This is a genomic window from Bacillus andreraoultii, assembly GCF_001244735.1.
GTDB lineage: Bacteria > Bacillota > Bacilli > Bacillales > Caldibacillaceae > Caldifermentibacillus > Caldifermentibacillus andreraoultii.
Genome location: NZ_LN868937.1, coordinates 2,176,063 through 2,194,639, shown reverse-complemented (window position 1 = coordinate 2,194,639; position 18,577 = coordinate 2,176,063). Strand labels below are relative to the sequence as shown.

The window sequence follows — 18,577 nt, the reverse complement described above, 5'->3', positions numbered from 1 at the left end:
TCAATACCTAGTGCCTGTCCATCTCTTCTAAATTTTAAGTACGGGTAATACATTATAAAAAGAAGGACAGGAAAGGGTGAGGATGTTGCTACGCTTAAGTGAACTAGGAGGTAAAGAAATTGTTGATGTAAAGAAAGCAGAAAGATTAGGTGTACTTGGACAAACTGATTTAGAGATTAATGAACAAACGGGTCAAATTGTTGCTTTAATTATTCCGACGGGAAAATGGTTTCAGTTTCGGAAAACTCAAGGTGAAATACGAGTTCCGTGGAAATATATAAAAAAGATCGGAACAGATATGATTATTATTGATTTTCCTGAAGAAGAATATGAAGATTAATGTTTCTTAAAAAGCAGTCGAGTTCGTGTTCGACTGCTTTTTTAAGCATATAGGAAGGTGTAAGCAGCATTGCATCGCAGCCGAAAAAAGTTTTTCAGCGAATTCTAGTCTCTCATGTTTCCTAAAGGCTCGACCGTCCTTTAGTGTTCTTTATTAAATTACTTCCATATATATACTCCACGATATTATTCCGCAATTCTTTCCTTATACAATTCACACATAACTAGACCAATTCATATGATGAAAAAGAATTGAATGTCATAGCTTAATGGAATTTATGACAAAGAAGGTGAAAGTACTTCATGTTAAAAGGATTACAAATAGCTGTAATAGGTGGTGACGCTAGACAAATCGAGGTCATCCGTAAATTAAGTGAGCTAGGTGCGAAAATATCATTAATCGGCTACGAACAATTAGACCATTCTTTTACTGGTGCAGTAAAAGAAAAAATTACTGAGATAAATTTTAAAGAGATAGATGCAATAATTTTACCTGTTGCAGGTACAAGTACAGATGGGGAAGTTGATACAATATTTTCTAATGAACAGATTATATTAACTGAAAAAATATTAACCGAAACCCCACTACACTGTACAGTTTATTCTGGGATAACAAACGAATATTTAACTAAAATCACTACGAATGCAAATCGAAAGTTAGTTTTATTATTTGATCGAAATGATGTTGCCATATACAATTCCATTCCAACTGTTGAAGGAATCTTAATGCTTGTCATTCAAAACACAGATTATACAATCCATGGTTCAAAAACAGTTGTACTTGGATTAGGACGAAATGGATTGACAATATCTAGAGTGTTTAGTTCCTTAGGTGCAAAAGTAAAAGTAGGAGCGAGAAAGGCAGAACATATTGCGCGAATTGAAGAAATGGGGTTGGACTCATTTTATCTTGAAGAACTTGAAAAAAATATAAAAGATGCAGATATCATTATTAATACGATCCCACACTTAGTTGTAACAGCGGAGGTAATTTCTAAAATGCCTTATCATACGCTCATTATTGATATTGCTTCTAAACCTGGCGGAACTGATTTCCGTTATGCAGAAAAACGTGGGATTAAAGCAATATTGACCCCCAGTTTACCCGGTATTGTTGCACCAAAGACAGCTGGTCAAATATTAGCAAATGTTCTTACGGAATTAATGGTTGAAGATTTATTAATACGAAAGGGGAATAATTAAATGAATGTAAAAGGGAAAAGAATCGGTTTTGGATTAACTGCTTCTCACTGTACTTATGATCAAGTGTTTCCGGAAATTGTAAAATTAGTAGAAAACGGTGCAGAGGTAGTTCCAATCGTTACTTGGACTGTTGCAAATACGACGACTAGATTTGGCTCTGGTGATGAATGGATTGAAAAAATTGAAAAAGCAACAGGAAAGAAAGTAATTGATAATATCGTTGATGCCGAACCACTTGGCCCTGATTACCCTCTTGACTGTATGGTTATTGCCCCTATGACTGGAAACTCTATGAGTAAAATGGCGAATGCATTAACGGATTCGCCAGTATTAATGGCAGCAAAAGCGACGATGAGAAATCATCGACCTGTTGTTCTAGGGATATCAACGAATGATGCTTTAGGGCTAAACGGTGTCAATCTAATGCGGCTTATGGCAGCGAAAGATGTGTATTTTGTACCATTCGGTCAAGATGATCCATTTAAAAAGCCGAAATCTATGGTTGCTGATATGACTTTGCTTTTAGAAACCGTTGAGGCTGCACTTGAACATAAACAATTACAGCCAGTTTTAATCGAGCGATATAAAAAATAAAGTAAAATTATGAATAAGAGCCTTATATAGAGGAACTTGCTAATATACAAGTCTTTCTTTTATACAATTTATTCAAAAATCATGTTCATATTTTTCTAGAGTATGGTAAAATAAAGGATAAATTAATAAAATATGTTTTTTCGAGAAGTGGGATGTCGAATACCTCTATTCGATTCCCCTTTTTTAACGAAAAAAAAATAATCCGACAGGTATATATTGGAAGGGGTAATAGTGAATGGCGAATAATGGTTTTCATGTAGCAGTGGTTGGTGCAACAGGTGCAGTTGGGGAACAAATTGTCCAAACTTTAATAGATAGACATTTTCCTATTTCTAAATTATCACTTCTATCTTCATCACGTTCTGCAGGAAAAACAATTTTATTTAAAGGTGAACCTATAACAGTTCAAGAGGCGAAACCCGAAAGTTTTGAAGGGGTAGATATCGCTTTATTTTCTGCAGGGGGAAGTATATCGAAACAATTAGCACCTGAAGCTGTAAAAAGAGGTGCAGTTGTAGTAGATAATACGAGCGCCTTCCGAATGGATCCTAATGTTCCACTTATTGTACCAGAAGTAAATGAAGAAGATCTGAAAAATCACCAAGGGATTATTGCAAATCCGAACTGCTCAACAATTCAAATGGTTGTTGCGCTTGAACCAATACGACAAACATTCGGCTTAAATAAAGTCATCGTTTCTACTTATCAAGCAGTAAGTGGTGCAGGTAGCCAAGCCGTCCAAGAATTATATAATCAGTCAAGGGATGTATTAGATAATAAAGAGATTGAAGCAAATATTTTACCGGTTAAAGGTGATAAAAGACATTATCAAATTGCGTTTAATGCAATACCACAAATTGATCTTTTTCAAGATAATGGCTTTACTTTTGAAGAAATGAAAATGATTAATGAAACGAAAAAAATTATGCATATGCCTGAATTAAAAATTGCAGCAACTTGTGTAAGAATTCCTGTTGAAAGAGGACATTCCGAGTCCGTATATTTTGAGACAGGTGCTGACAATATTAGCCCGAATGAAATAAAAAATATTTTATCGAAAGCTCCAGGAATTATATTAGAAGATAATGCAAATGAACAACTCTACCCTATGGCAATTACAGCTGCTGGGAAAAGAGATGTATTTGTTGGACGAATTCGTAAAGATTTAGATGAGACAAATGGTTTCCATATGTGGGTTGTGTCGGATAATCTATTAAAAGGAGCTGCGTGGAATTCTGTACAAATCGCTGAAAGTTTAATTCGGCTTGAACTTCTTACTAAAAAATAAAAATGATTATATATTTAGTAAAAATACCTTTGCAAAACATACATTCTGGTTGGGGTGACAAATGAAGATTATCGTTCAAAAATTTGGCGGTACCTCGGTTCGAACCGAGGACAACCGTATGCAAGCGTTAAAACATATAAGAAATTCCATAGAAGAAGGATATAAAGCAGTTGTCGTTGTATCTGCAATGGGGAGGATGGGGGATCCATATGCAACGGATACATTACTCTCTCTTATTGGTGGGGATAACACGAGTGTGACGAAACGAGAGCAAGATATTATCATGTCCTGTGGGGAAATCATTTCCTCAGTTGTTTTTACAGAATTATTACTTAAACAAGGCATTCAGGCTACTTCATTAACTGGAGCTCAAGCGGGTTTTCGGACAAACAATGACTTTACGAACGCAAAAATTTTAGAAATGGATACGAAAAGAATTTTAAAGGAATTAGAAACGTATGATGTCGTCGTTGTTGCTGGATTTCAAGGAGAAGCACTTAATGGGGATACGACAACTATTGGACGTGGTGGAAGTGATACATCAGCAGCTGCTCTCGGTGCTGCACTTCAAGCGGAGTGGATTGATATTTTTACAGATGTTGAAGGAGTAATGACAGCTGACCCGAAATTGACAGATAAAGCAAGACCATTGCCAATCGTTACCTACAATGAAGTTAGTAACCTAGCGTATCAAGGGGCAAAAGTAATTCATCCTAGAGCGGTTGAAATCGCTATGCAAGCGGACGTGCCAATACGTATTCGTTCAACTTACTCCGATGCGAAAGGTACCTTAGTAACAAAACTTTCGAAAATAAATCGATCAAAGGGAACGGATATTAAGGAAAGATTGGTAACAGGGATTGCCCATGTACCAAATGTTACACAAATTAAAGTGTTCGCAAAAAAAGACCAATATAATCTACAAGTTGAAGTATTTAAAGCAATGGCAAATGAGCAAATATCTGTTGATTTTATAAATATCTCACCTAGTGATGTTGTTTATACAGTAAACGACCATGTCGCTGAAAAGGCTAGAACAACACTTGAATCATTAGGATATGAACCGATATTAGAAAAAAATTGCGCAAAAGTATCTGTCGTCGGGGCAGGAATTACAGGAGTACCTGGTGTAGCCTCTAAAATCGTTACTGCTTTGTCAAGTAAAGGTATTCGAATCCTTCAATCAGCAGATAGTTACACAACAATATGGGTATTAGTAAAACAACAAGATTTAAAAAAGGCAGTAAACGCACTTCATGATGCTTTTCATTTAGAAAGTGAAGAAATAGAAGTAGAGGCAATTGATGAAAAAAGCTCATTTACAAACAAAATAAAGGAGTGAAGAAAATGAGCATATTTGGCCGTGTTTCTACAGCGATGGTCACACCATTCGATGCGAAAGGAAATATTGACTTTATTAAAACAACACAGTTGGTTGAATATTTAATAAATAACGGCAGTGATTCCTTAGTTATATCAGGAACGACTGGTGAATCGCCAACTTTAACAAGTGAAGAAAAAATCGCCCTTTTTAAACATGTTGTAAAAGTAGTTAATAAGCGGGTACCGGTAATTGCGGGTACTGGAAATTATAATACGAAAGAAACAATTGAACTAACGGAAAAAGCTGAACAAGCTGGTGTTGATGGTATATTACTCGTTGCTCCGTACTATAATAAACCGAATCAAGAAGGATTATATCAACATTTTAAAGTTGTTGCAGAAAGTACGAAATTACCAATAATGTTATACAATATACCTGGTCGTTCAGTTGTTAATATTGAACCACAGACAATTATACGACTTAGTGAAATATCAAATATTGTAGCAGTAAAAGAAGCTAGTGGTAACCTTGTACAAATGGCAGAAATCATTGCGAATACACCTGATGATTTTGTGCTATATAGTGGAGATGATAGTCTTGCACTGCCTGTGTTAGCAATTGGTGGTTTTGGTGTCGTATCCGTTTCGAGTCATATTATTGGGAATGAAATGCAAAAAATGATTGAAGCTTTCTTCTTAGGAAACACGAAAGAAGCGACTAGATTACATCAAAAACTATTACCGATTATGAAGGGATTATTTGCCGCACCAAGCCCTGTTCCGGTAAAAACTGCGTTACAGTTAAAAGGACTAAATGTTGGTTCGGTACGATTACCACTCGTTCCATTAACAGAAGCAGAACGTATAAATTTAATCCAATTACTAAAACAAATCGACAATTAATTAACGTAAGCTGTCTCTTAAGGTATGAATAACTACAGGTTTATTTTGTCAGATATTCATGCTTTTTGAGACAGTTTTTTACTACTAGAATTACCTATACGCATAAGCGTAATTAAGGCTCTTTGGTTGCTTGAAGGCTTTAGCGCCCCTGAGTTTTCTCTATTTTTCCTTCCTATACAATTATGCACTAAGAAAGATTTCGGCAGCATACATCAAAGCTGAAAAAAGTTTTTCTCGATGAATATTCCACCAAGATTCTAACCCCTTTAGCTTTCTTTATAAACATAGAGGAACTTTCAGACATCCTTATTTTCAATTTTCATCTTATCAAATAACCCTATTGTTAATTACAAAAAAATTCGATTTTACGATGGTTTTGATGTACAATTATTTAATATATTTTGCCATTTAGTTATTATAAAACGATTAATAATATATGTTGGTTTGGAAAACTATGTTAAAATGAGTTGAGATTATCATTCATTTATAAACACGAGATAGGAAAAATTTTCATGTTAATAATTTTTAGATAAATATAATTGTCAAAAAAACGTAATGTTTATATATAAATTAGGAGGCTGTTTTACTTGGAGAAAAAGACAAAAAGAATTAGAATTATTCCCTTAGGAGGAGTAGGAGAACTTGGTAAAAATATGTATGTAGTTGAAGTAGAAGATGATTTATTCGTGATTGATGCTGGACTCATGTATCCAGAAGATGAAATGTTAGGTGTGGATATTGTTATACCAGACATTTCTTATTTAAAAGAAAACCAAAATCGAATTCAAGGTATTTTCTTATCACATGGACATGAAGATCATAATGGTGCACTTTTTTATTTATATGACCAATTATCCGTCCCTGTTTATGGAACAAAGTTAACAATTGAATTAACAAAAGGTAAGTTACACGAAAAAAACATTCCAAATACGATTAATTTTAAAGTAATTAATGAAAACTCACGTCTAAATTTCAAACATGCGAAGGTGTCATTTTTTCAGGTGAATCATAGTATTCCAGATTCTGTTGGTATTAACATTGAAACCGAACAAGGATCAATCATATATACTGGAGATTTTAAATTTGATCAAAGTGCTGATGGAATGTACCAGGCCAATATAAGTAAAATGGCGAAAATTGGGGAAAAAGGTGTTCTATGTTTACTGTCAGATAGCACAGAGGCAGAAAAACAAGGATATACACTATCAGAAGTTCACGTTGCTAAAAGGTTAGAAGAAATATTTGAAAAATCGAAAGGTCGAATTATATTTGCTTGTTATGCTTCTTCAATTAACGCGATCCAACGTTTACTAAATGCTAGTGCCCATGCTGGAAGAAAGGTAGTCATCATCGGTAAAACATTACAAAATGTTTATAAAACAACAAAATCATTAGGCTATATAAAAGTAGCTGAAAATGTAGTTATACCGAGAGAAGAAATGGGTAACTACAAAAATGAGGAAATCGCCATTTTAATGAGTGGTCAACAAGGGGAACCGTTAGAAGCATTGCAAAAAATGGTGAGAAAATCCCATAAATTTCTACATATTGAAAAAAATGATACCGTTCTTATTGCCGCGTCTCCACACCGAGGTGGGGAGCTGTTTTTAATTCGCACGGTTGATATGCTCTTTAGAGCAGGTGCGACTGTGATTACTGGTCAAAGAGTACATGTTAGTGGCCATGGTCGTGAAGAGGAATTGAAATTAATGATTAATTTAATGCGTCCAAATTTTTTTATTCCAATTCATGGTGAATATAAAATGTTAATTGCCCATGCTAAAATCGCAGAGAAAATGGGAATAAAAAATGAATCAATCCATATTCCTGATAAAGGGGATATTATTGAAATTTTTGATGGCCGTATGAGACAGAATGGGCGAGTTACAGCTGGAAACGTCTTAATTGATGGTAGTGGAATAGGTGATGTTGGGAATATTGTTTTACGTGACCGCAAAGTTCTTTCCCAAGATGGGATTTTAATTGTCGTTGTATCGCTCAATCGGAATGAGAAAAAGATCGCCTCTGGTCCTGAGATTATTTCACGTGGTTTTGTTTACGTTCGAGAATCAGAAGAATTAATGGGACAAGCAACAAAATTAGTAAAAGAAATTGTCATCCGTAATTTAAAAAGTCAAAGTTTCGAATGGTCAAATGTAAAACAAGAAATGCGTGAATCTCTTGGCTCCTATTTATTCAATAAAACAAAACGTAAGCCAATGATTATCCCGATTATTATGGAAGTATAATGATGGGTGAAAAACTTAAGTAGAATGTTCATATGATTACTCCTTCTTTTCGCATGAAATTTATTTACTCGTTCATACTAAATGTATCATGTTTGGAAGGAGTTTTCATTTTATGAACTTAAAAAACAATCAAAATCAAGAACAAGAAAGTCCAGAAAAGGAAAACCAAAAAACTCCAATGTCACCAATTATAGAAAAGATCCAGCAATTAGGTCAAACCAATGTCCCAAGTTTATCAAATGACTCCAATATTCATTGTTTAACAATTGTCGGTCAAATTGAGGGACATCTCCAACTACCACCGCAAAATAAGACGACAAAATATGAGCATGTCATTCCGCAAATTGTTGCGATTGAACAAAATCCAAAAATTGAAGGTCTTCTAATCATATTAAATACGGTAGGTGGCGATGTTGAAGCAGGTCTTGCAATTGCTGAAATGCTTTCTTCACTATCAAAACCGACTGTATCTTTAGTACTAGGTGGGGGGCATTCTATTGGTGTCCCAATTGCCGTAAGTACAGATTATAGTTTTATTGCTGAAACAGCGACAATGACAATTCATCCGATTCGTTTAACGGGTCTTGTAATTGGCGTACCTCAGACGTTTGAATACTTAGATAAAATGCAGGAAAGAGTGATTAATTTTGTTACAAAACATTCATCAATTGAAGAGGATACGTTTAAAGATTTAATGTTCGCAAAAGGCAACTTAACCCGTGATATTGGTACAAATGTTGTTGGTACTGATGCTGTCAAATATGGATTAATAGACGAAGTTGGTGGAATTGGTCAAGCAATGAAAAAATTGAATGAACTAATTGAGATGAAACATCAAAGCGAGGAAGGGATTGTTCAATGATATTACATACAACCATACCAGCTGAATTAATATTTCAACAAGAACAATCGCCGAAAAATGAAAAAACAATATTATATCAAGGTATTCCATTAGTTATAGAGATGGTTAATGATTCACAATTTCAAGTAAAGCAAATTGTTAGTACAGACCCAAAACATTATTTAGAAAGTAAGATTTACCCGGGTGCAATTCTATCAATTTGGTGATAATTAATTTACAACCAAAGGTTATTAACATTGGAAATATGTTATAATAAACATAAAAGGCAGCCGTGATTAGGCTGCTATATTTATTATAGGTGGTTCAAAATGGCAAAACGAAAAAAAAGAAGAAAAACAAAAAAGCAAATAAAGTTTAGACAAACCATTAAATTTGAAATAGGTGCACTTCTATTGCTAGCCTTTTCAATTATTGCAATATTAAAGATGGGGTTGGTTGGTAGAGCGCTCGTTTACTTTTTTCGTTTTCTAGCTGGAGAATGGTTTATCATTTTGCCGCTTTTAGGTATAATTTTAAGCTGTTATTTAATATGGAAAAGAGACTGGCCTGATTTTTTTAATAGAAAACTTATTGGATTTTATTTAATCATATCTGCAATTTTATTATTAAGTCATGTGAAGTTGTTCGACCTTCTCTCAAGTCAAGGTCCCTTTCAAAATCCTAGTGTCATTATTAATACTTGGGACTTATTTTGGATGGATTTACGTGGACAAACAAGTTCGACTGATCTTGGTGGGGGAATGATAGGAGCTCTTCTATTTTCTTTATTTTACCTATTATTTGAGGCTACAGGGGCTAAAATTATTGCTTTTGTAACGATTATTGTTGGGATAATTTTCATAACTGGGAAATCGTTTGGAGATTTTACACAAGCAATATCAAGTAAATTAATATCTTTTTCTAGAAATATGTTAGAAGATGTAAAGAAAGATATAAAAAAATGGCGGATAAAATCAAAAGCTAAAGTTAGTAAAAATGTGGAAAAAAATCAAGAAAAAGTTTTACATCATGGCGAGCCAAATCATTCTATTGTACCGGAAGAAAAGGACAATGATGGAAAAGAACCAATTATTTCAAACTTTGCTGAAAAGGTATATCGTGAGGATGGAACGGATAACGAAGTAAATCAAGCATCACATTCTCATGTAGATCATGAAGATGATGAATTATCACAAGTACCAATGAATTTTACAGAAGTTGAGAATGTTGATTATCAATTACCACCAATTTCACTATTAAAAGCACCACGACAAACCGATCAAAGTAATGAATACGAATTTGTTCATGCTAACGCAGCAAAGTTAGAACGAACTTTTCAAAGTTTTGGTGTGAAAGCACGTGTTACACAAGTACATATTGGCCCTGCGGTAACAAAATATGAAGTGCATCCTGATATTGGCGTGAAAGTCAGTAAAATTGTAAGTCTTACTGATGATATTGCCCTTGCTTTAGCGGCAAAAGATATTCGGATGGAAGCACCAATTCCAGGGAAATCAGCGATTGGTATTGAGGTGCCTAACTCAGAAGTTGCCGTTGTATCATTACGGGAAGTTTTAGAAGATAGCTATGAACATATCGAAAGAAAACTCCTCATTGGTTTAGGACGCGACATTACAGGTGAGGCAGTTCTAGCTGAATTAAACAAGATGCCGCATTTATTAATCGCAGGTGCGACTGGATCAGGAAAAAGTGTTTGTGTAAACGGCATTATAACGAGTATTTTAATGCGCACAAAACCACATGAAGTAAAGTTAATGATGATTGACCCAAAAATGGTAGAACTAAATGTGTATAATGGTGTTCCTCATTTATTAGCACCTGTAGTTACGAATCCAAAAAAGGCGGCTCAAGCTTTGAAGAAAGTTGTAAGTGAAATGGAACGACGTTATGAGTTATTTTCTCATACAGGAACAAGAAATATAGAAGGATATAACGAATATATTCAACGTCATAATATCGAGACTAGGGAGAAACAACCATTCTTACCATTTATTGTTGTAATTGTGGACGAACTTGCAGATTTAATGATGGTAGCTTCTTCTGATGTAGAAGATGCGATTACTCGACTCGCACAAATGGCCCGTGCAGCAGGAATCCATTTAATTATTGCTACACAAAGACCTTCTGTTGACGTTATCACAGGTGTAATTAAAGCAAATATTCCTTCGCGTATTGCTTTTGCCGTTAGTTCTCAAACAGATTCTCGGACAATTTTAGATATGGGTGGAGCAGAAAAACTACTTGGAAGAGGGGATATGTTGTTTTTACCTGTTGGAAAATCGAAACCAATACGAATCCAAGGTGCTTTTTTATCCGATGGGGAAGTAGAAGAAGTTGTGAATTTTGTTATTTCACAGCAAAAGGCTCAATATCAAGAAGATATGATTCCTGATGATATTGTTGAAACTGAAGAAGAAGTTGAGGATGAACTATATGATGATGCAGTACATTTAATAGCAGAAATGCAAACAGCTTCCGTTTCAATGTTACAAAGAAGATTTCGGATTGGATATACGAGAGCTGCAAGACTCATTGATGAAATGGAAAAAAGAGGAGTTGTGGGTCCATACGAAGGAAGTAAACCGAGAACAGTTCTAATAGCAAAGCCGACTGATGATGAAATAAAATCCTCGTAATATGTTATAAAATAAGTAGCGGTGAGAGTAAGTACCCGCTACTTAATTTGTTATTAATAAGAATTTCTAGCATTTGCATTGGTCGTGATTTTTCGTTACGAATTTCAAGAGAAATTTAATTGAATACGTTAATTTTCAGCATTCTATTCTCTATAAGTTTAAAATAATATATCTTTATCCAATCTTTTTGATAAATGTTCTATTTATGAAGAATACGATTTAAAAAACGAATTATTCTTAAAAAAAATTTATAAACGTTCGTATTTTTCCCTTTTATAAATTTTTATAAAATATAGAATATATTTTCTTTATCCAGTAAAGGTCATAATGATAAGGTTTTCATAAGTTATTCATAAGATTTTTCGACGAATTTATAAGTTCGTATTCCTAATTTAATTAATTCGTGCTATATTTAATTTAGTTAATAGAGCTTGTGAAAAATGTTGTTAATAGAATTTTTTATAAAAAAATATATACTACATAAAATAATGTTTGACAACAGTTTTCTACTCGTTCTATTAAAATTTATTTTAAGGGGGTACTTATATGAAGAAAAAAAGATTATCTATTCTCTTCGCCCTTCTCCTAACTACAGGCTTAGTATTAGGTGCTTGTGGATCAAAGGATGGAGGAAAAGAGAAAGGTACTGATAGCGGAAAAGGTGGAGATAAAGAAAGCTTCTCTGTTGCTATGGTTACCGATGTTGGTGGTGTTGATGATAAATCATTTAACCAATCAGCTTGGACAGGTATTAAAGAATTTGGTAAAGAAAATGGAATGGAAAAAGGCGATGGGGGCTTCGATTATTTGCAATCAAAATCTGATGCAGATTATGTTTCAAATTTAAATGCCCTAGCTCGTCGTAATTTTGATTTAATTTTCGGAATTGGTTATAAATTAGCTGAACCAATTGAGGAAATTGCTGATCAACGTAAAAATGTCCATTTTGGACTAGTCGACTCAGTAGTTGAAAAAGATAACGTTGTTAGTATTATGTTTAAAGAACAAGAAAGTTCATTCTTAGCTGGTGTAGCTGCAGCTTTAGAAACAAAAACGAAAAACGTCGGTTTTGTTGGTGGAATGGAAAGTGATGTTATTAAACGTTTTGAAGCTGGATTCCGTGCTGGTGTAGCTTCTGTTGATCCATCAATCAAAGTCCAAATTAACTATACTGGAGCATTTGATAAAGCTGACTTAGGAAAATCCGCTGCGAACCAAATGTACTCAAATGGAGCAGATATTATTTTCCATGCTTCTGGTGCAACAGGTAACGGTGTATTTGCTGAGGCAAAAGAAAGAAAACAAAAAGATCCAAATGCGAATGTGTGGGTTATTGGTGTAGATAGTGACCAATATGATGAAGGTACAGTTAAAGTTGATGGAAAAGATTATAATGTTACTTTAACATCTGCCTTAAAACGTGTTGACCTTGCAGTAAAAGATATTGCTACAAAATCAATGAATGGTGAATTTCCTGGTGGAACTACAGTAACATATGGTCTTGCTGATGGTGGTGTTGAATTAGCACACACAGGTAATCATTTATCAGAAGCAACGTTAACAGCTGTTAACGAATGGAAAGAGAAAATTATAAACGGTGAAGTAACACCTCCTGGAACTCAAGATGAAATGAAAAAGTTTTTGAAAGATTTAGGAGTAAAATAATTTTTGTATGAATGATTGGATATAGCGAATACTCGCTATATCCAATCTAAAGAAGTAAAGTGCTACATAAAAAGCTTTAATTACTTTGATCTTAATTAAAGCTTTTTATGTGTCCCTTTAAAGAAGTATTGCCTAATACTTGCTCAAACTGAAACAATCTAGTCAGAGAAGGTGAATAGCAATTGGTTCATTTTCCAATTGCATTTTTTAGGAGTAATGAATGGATAGGACATTGCTCTGGGACAAGCAAAAGAGAGAATATTGAAGCAGATGATTGGGGGTTTGAATATGGATTATGTTATAGAAATGTTGAATATTACAAAAATATTCGGCAATTTTGTAGCGAATGACAATATCACCTTACAACTAAAAAAGGGTGAAATACATGCCCTTTTAGGAGAAAACGGTGCAGGTAAATCTACACTAATGAATGTGTTGTTTGGTTTATACCAACCTGATGGCGGAGAAATTAAAGTAAAGGGGAAATCAGTAAAAATTACCGATCCGAACGTTGCAAACGATCTTGGTATTGGAATGGTTCACCAACACTTTATGCTGGTAGATACTTTTACAGTGACGGAAAATATTATTTTAGGAAAAGAACCAAAAAAGGGTGGAACAATTGACATTAAATCAGCTGCAGAAGAAATTGCACGATTATCAAAATTATATGGACTCGATGTAGATCCATATGCAACTGTTGCTGATATTTCAGTTGGAATGCAACAACGTGTTGAAATATTGAAAACATTATATCGAGGCGCTGACATTTTAATTTTTGATGAACCAACAGCATCATTAACACCACAAGAAATCTCTGAACTTATTGATATTATGAAAAAATTAATTGATGAAGGGAAGTCTATCATCCTAATTACTCATAAATTGAAGGAGATTATGGAAGTAGCAGATCGTGTTACCGTTATTCGTCGAGGTAAAGGTTTAAAAACATTAAATGTTGCTGAAACAAACCCTACTGAATTGGCTAGTTTAATGGTTGGTAGAGACGTCATCTTTACCACTGAAAAAGCAATAGCAAAGCCGAAAGAAGAAGTATTAAAAATTGAAAATCTTGTAGTTAAAGATTATCGTGGAATTGAAAAAGTGAAAGGTTTGAATTTATCTGTACGTAGAGGTGAAATTCTTGGCATAGCTGGAGTTGATGGAAATGGACAATCGGAATTGATCGAAGCTATTTCAGGATTAAGAACGATTGAAAGTGGAAAAATCATCCTTGCAGGTAAAGATGTTACGAATTTGAAACCGCGAAAAATTACTGAATCTGGACTCGGACATATTCCGCAAGATCGACATCGTCATGGTCTTGTTCTTAATTTTACAGTTGGAGAAAATTTTGCCTTACAAACCTATTATCGCAGTCCATTTTCAAATCATGGAATACTCAATCATAAAAACATATATGAAAATGCACGGAAATTAATTAAAGAGTATGATGTTCGTACACAAAGTGAATATGAACCTGCACGTGACTTATCTGGTGGTAATCAGCAAAAAATTATCATTGGTAGGGAAATTGAAAGAAACCCTGATTTGCTCATTGCTGCTCAACCGACGCGTGGACTTGATGTTGGGGCTATTGAGTTTATTCATCAACGGTTAATTGATCAACGTGACGAAGGGAAGGCTGTTCTACTTATATCGTTTGAATTAGATGAAGTCATGAACGTTAGTGACCGTATCGCAGTTATCTTTGATGGTCAAATACTCGATATTGTTGATCCTAAAGAGACGAATGAACAAGAATTAGGATTATTAATGGCAGGACAGAAATTTGGTCAAAAAGGCGATAATGAAAAACAGTCGGTTAAGAAAGCAGGTGATGAGTAAATGTCTAAACGATGGACATCTATTTTAATACCTATATTGGCTGTTATATTAGGTTTAATTGTTGGTGCAATTATTATTGCCATTAGTGGATATAACCCAATTGTAGGCTATGCTCAATTATGGAACGGTATTTTTGGTGATGTATATGTTCTAGGTGAATCGATTCGCCAAATAACACCATATATATTAGCAGGTTTAGCAGTTGCTTTTGCATTTAAAACAGGCCTTTTTAATATCGGAGTGGAAGGACAAGTTATTGTAGGTTGGTTTGCAGCAGTATGGGTAGGGATTACTTTTGATTTACCGACAGTAATTCATCTTCCTTTAGCCATCCTTGCAGCAGGTCTTGCTGGTGCTTTCTGGGCTTTTATACCAGGTATACTGAAAGCAAAACTCGGTGTAAATGAAGTTGTTGTTACAATCATGTTAAACTATACTGCACTCCATGTAACGAACGCACTCATTCGTTCAATGACTGGGAGTGATACGACAGAACGGGTGCGGGAAACAGCTTCATTACGTATGCCGTTTTTAGAACAAATTACAGAATATTCACGTCTTCATGGTGGTATTTTTGTTGCTATTATCGCTGTAATTATCATTTGGTATATATTAGAAAAGACAACTTTAGGCTATGAATTAAAAGCTGCTGGATTTAATCAAGATGCATCAAAATATGCCGGTATGAACGTTGCAAAAAACATTGTTGTTTCAATGGTTATTTCTGGGTTTATTGCCGGTCTTGCAGGAGCAATGGAAGGACTTGGAACATTTGAATATGTTGCGACTAAAACTGCGATGACTGGAATTGGGTTCGATGGTATTGCGGTTGCAGTCCTTGGTGCAAACCATCCAATCGGGGTCGTTTTTGGAGCAATCTTGTTTGGTGCATTAAAATATGGTTCTTTAAATATGCCAAATCCTCCAGCTCAAATACCAGAAGAAATGATATCTGTAATTATTGCAGTCATTATTTTCTTCGTCGCAAGTGGTTATTTGTTCCAATGGTTATATGAAAAGTTTTTGAAAAAGAAAGGAGTGAAGTAAGATGAGCTTTTTAGACACAATTGCTTTCATATTTTATAATGCGATATTTTATGCAGCTCCTCTCATCTTCACTGGTCTAGGTGCCGTTTTCACAGAACGATCTGGTGTAACAAACATTGGTCTCGAAGGGATTATGCAAATTGGTGCCTTTACTGGTATCGTATCAAATCTTTTCTTGTACCATATTTTCGGTCCTTGGACAGTGTTTATTTCTATTCTTATCGCGATGATTGTCGGTAGTTTATTTTCATCCCTATTGGCAATTTCATCAGTAACTTTTCGCTCTGACCAAATTATTGCCGGAACAGCATTGAACATGTTAGCTGCTGGTGCAACTGTCTTTTTAGTTAAGAAGATATTTGAAGGTAAAGGTCAGACACCAATGGTAAAAGAAGCAATAACTCGGATTGACATACCAGGACTTGAAAAAATACCAGTCATTGGACCTATCTTTTTCCAAAACGTATATATAACTTCTTATTTAGCAATATTAGCAGCGATTATAGGTTGGGTCATTTTATTTAAGACACCATTTGGTTTACGGTTACGTTCGGTAGGTGAACATCCGACCGCTGCAGATACAATGGGGATTAAAGTTAATCGAATGCGATATATTGGTGTAATGATTAGTGGTGCTCTTGGTGGGATTGGTGGAGCTATATATGCCCAATCGATTACTTTAGATTATAGCCATGCAACAATTAGCGGACAAGGTTTTATGGCAATTGCCGCCATGATTTTTGGTAAATGGAATCCACTTGGAATGATGGGGGCTGCTATTTTCTTCGGCTTTGCACAAAGTTTAAGTACAATTGGTCCTACCATTCCGTTGATAAAAGATATTCCAACCGTATATCTTTATATTTTACCTTATGTATTAACAATTCTGGCTGTTGCAGGATTTATCGGTAAATCTGTAGCACCAAAAGCGTTAAACACACCTTACATTAAAGGAAATCGTTAAAAATAAAACCCTTACCATTGTGGTAGGGTTTTTATTTTGCTTCTTATTTAGCAGTCCAAAATAAGTATGATAACAGGTTAATAAAAATGTACTAGCTTTTTTTGGTTAATAGGAAAGTAAAAATCTTCCAATTTGGACCTTTCTTATGCGCTTAAGCACACAAGGAAGGCTCAGGGACATTGCATCAAAGCCGAAGTACTTTCTTTCTTGGCGAACTCTAGTATCTTCGGTTACTTAATAGCTCATGCAACATCTTGAGTTTTCTTTCATAAAATCATGGAACATTTTAAATAGACTAAACTTGAAATTATAATTTATACACATGTATAGTGGAGAGAGGGATAAAATGATAGTAGTAACAAATGATTGATATTTAGTTAGGAGGAATAAAATGGAAAAAATAATTCAACATGAAGGTGTAAAATTTCACCTTGCTAAAACGGATAAATATAAAACAAACACCTTTGTACTTAAAATGAAAACACCAATGACTAAAGAAGTAGCGACAATGAGAGCACTACTTCCATATGTTCTACAAAGTGGTACTAAAACATATCCATCCTTTACGGAACTTCGTACATATCTTGAAAATTTATATGGGGCCACTCTTTTTGTTGATTTACAGAAAAAAGGAGAATATCATATTATTTCTATAACGATGGAAATCGCTAATGAAAAGTTTTTAAAAGATACAGAACCGTTATTGGATAAAGCGATATCCCTTCTTACTGAAGTCATTTTTAATCCGAAAGCATCCAATGGTTCTTTTGATCATGATATTGTAGAAAAAGAAAAACGCACCTTAAAACAACGTATTCAAGCAGTGAATGACGATAAAATGCGTTATGCGAACTTACGATTAGTTGAAGAAATGTGTAAAAATGAGCCTTATTCAGTTCCAGTTAATGGTATATACGAAGATGTGGATAAAATTTGCGCAAGCACTTTATATGAATACTACCAAAAATCATTAAATGAAGATGAAATAGACTTATACATCGTCGGCGACTTTGATGAGGAAACAGTAATTAATAAATGTAAGAAAAAGTTTAAACTAAATAACCGCACGCCAGAAACAGTTCAAATTTCACAGAATGACGAGAGAACGGAGGAACATATTGTCATTGAAAAACAAGATGTTGCTCAAGGGAAACTAAATATAGGGTTAAGAACGAATATATATTACGGGGATAAAAATTATTTTGCATTACAAGTGTTTAATGGTTTATTTGGTGGCTTTCCTCATTCAAAATTATTTATGAATGTTCGTGAAAAGGCAAGTCTTGCTTATTATGCAGCAAGTCGTCTTGAAAGTCACAAAGGGCTTATGCTTGTAATGACAGGGATTGAAACAAAAAATTATGGGCAAGCAGTCTCAATTATTAAAGAACAGTTAGAAGCAATGAAAAAGGGAGATTTCTCGGAGGAAGAAATTCAACAAACAAAAGCCGTTATCCAAAATCAGATGCTTGAAACATTGGATACACCACGTGGTCTTATTGAAATTTTATACCATAACGTCGTAAGCGGTGCCGATGTCTCAGAAGAAGTATGGATGGAAGAAGTAGCCAAAGTTACAAAGGATGATCTTGTCACTGTAGGTGAAAAGATATATCTCGATACTATATACTTCCTATCAGGAATGGAGGCGTGAAA

The 18,577-nt window shown here is 34.5% G+C and carries 15 protein-coding genes; all 15 read left to right on the top strand.

Annotated elements, in window-relative coordinates:
• Positions 1-85 precede the first annotated feature (85 nt).
• The 15 genes from BN2144_RS15690 (at position 86) to yfmF (ending at position 18,575) form a co-directional block, all read left to right on the top strand.
• Positions 86-340, top strand: a complete 255-nt coding sequence (locus BN2144_RS15690) for a YlmC/YmxH family sporulation protein (RefSeq protein ID WP_230199758.1) — start codon at positions 86-88, stop codon at positions 338-340.
• A gap of 302 nt (positions 341-642) precedes the next feature.
• The gene (dpaA, locus tag BN2144_RS15685) at positions 643-1,542 is read left to right on the top strand and encodes a dipicolinic acid synthetase subunit A (RefSeq protein WP_033829177.1); all 900 of its coding nucleotides are present in this window, start codon (positions 643-645) and stop codon (positions 1,540-1,542) included.
• Entirely contained in the window at positions 1,543-2,136 is a 594-nt protein-coding gene (dpaB, locus tag BN2144_RS15680; RefSeq protein WP_033829176.1) for a dipicolinate synthase subunit B, read from the top strand.
• A gap of 235 nt (positions 2,137-2,371) precedes the next feature.
• Positions 2,372-3,424: an aspartate-semialdehyde dehydrogenase gene (gene asd / locus BN2144_RS15675; RefSeq protein ID WP_033829175.1), complete on the top strand. Its 1,053-nt coding sequence runs from the start codon at positions 2,372-2,374 to the stop codon at positions 3,422-3,424.
• Between the two features lie 61 nt (positions 3,425-3,485).
• Positions 3,486-4,766, top strand: a complete 1,281-nt coding sequence (gene dapG / locus BN2144_RS15670) for an aspartate kinase (protein WP_033829174.1) — start codon at positions 3,486-3,488, stop codon at positions 4,764-4,766.
• Positions 4,767-4,771: 5 nt separating this feature from the next.
• On the top strand, positions 4,772-5,650 hold the full coding sequence (gene dapA / locus BN2144_RS15665; protein WP_033829173.1) for a 4-hydroxy-tetrahydrodipicolinate synthase: 879 nt from the start codon (positions 4,772-4,774) through the stop codon (positions 5,648-5,650).
• A 587-nt stretch (positions 5,651-6,237) separates the two neighbouring features.
• Positions 6,238-7,899 (top strand): ribonuclease J, encoded by a 1,662-nt coding sequence (locus BN2144_RS15660; RefSeq protein ID WP_033829172.1) that lies wholly within the window; start codon positions 6,238-6,240, stop codon positions 7,897-7,899.
• A gap of 178 nt (positions 7,900-8,077) precedes the next feature.
• Positions 8,078-8,761, top strand: a complete 684-nt coding sequence (locus tag BN2144_RS15655; RefSeq protein ID WP_407638078.1) for a ClpP family protease — start codon at positions 8,078-8,080, stop codon at positions 8,759-8,761.
• Entirely contained in the window at positions 8,758-8,967 is a 210-nt protein-coding gene (locus tag BN2144_RS15650) for a YlzJ-like family protein (protein WP_033829170.1), read from the top strand. The genes BN2144_RS15655 and BN2144_RS15650 overlap by 4 nt, the downstream gene beginning before the upstream one ends.
• 102 nt (positions 8,968-9,069) lie before the next feature.
• Entirely contained in the window at positions 9,070-11,397 is a 2,328-nt protein-coding gene (locus tag BN2144_RS15645) for a DNA translocase FtsK (protein WP_033829169.1), read from the top strand.
• Between the two features lie 546 nt (positions 11,398-11,943).
• Positions 11,944-13,062, top strand: a complete 1,119-nt coding sequence (locus tag BN2144_RS15640; RefSeq protein WP_033829168.1) for a BMP family lipoprotein — start codon at positions 11,944-11,946, stop codon at positions 13,060-13,062.
• A gap of 288 nt (positions 13,063-13,350) precedes the next feature.
• The gene (locus BN2144_RS15635) at positions 13,351-14,910 is read left to right on the top strand and encodes an ABC transporter ATP-binding protein (protein ID WP_033829167.1); all 1,560 of its coding nucleotides are present in this window, start codon (positions 13,351-13,353) and stop codon (positions 14,908-14,910) included.
• A complete protein-coding gene (locus tag BN2144_RS15630) occupies positions 14,911-15,957 on the top strand; it encodes an ABC transporter permease (RefSeq protein WP_033829166.1) in 1,047 nt (348 codons plus the stop codon).
• Position 15,958: 1 nt separating this feature from the next.
• Entirely contained in the window at positions 15,959-16,921 is a 963-nt protein-coding gene (locus tag BN2144_RS15625) for an ABC transporter permease (protein ID WP_033829165.1), read from the top strand.
• 391 nt (positions 16,922-17,312) lie between these two features.
• Complete coding sequence (gene yfmF, locus BN2144_RS15620) at positions 17,313-18,575, top strand: EF-P 5-aminopentanol modification-associated protein YfmF (protein WP_033829164.1); 1,263 nt, start codon at positions 17,313-17,315, stop codon at positions 18,573-18,575.
• Positions 18,576-18,577 lie beyond the last annotated feature (2 nt).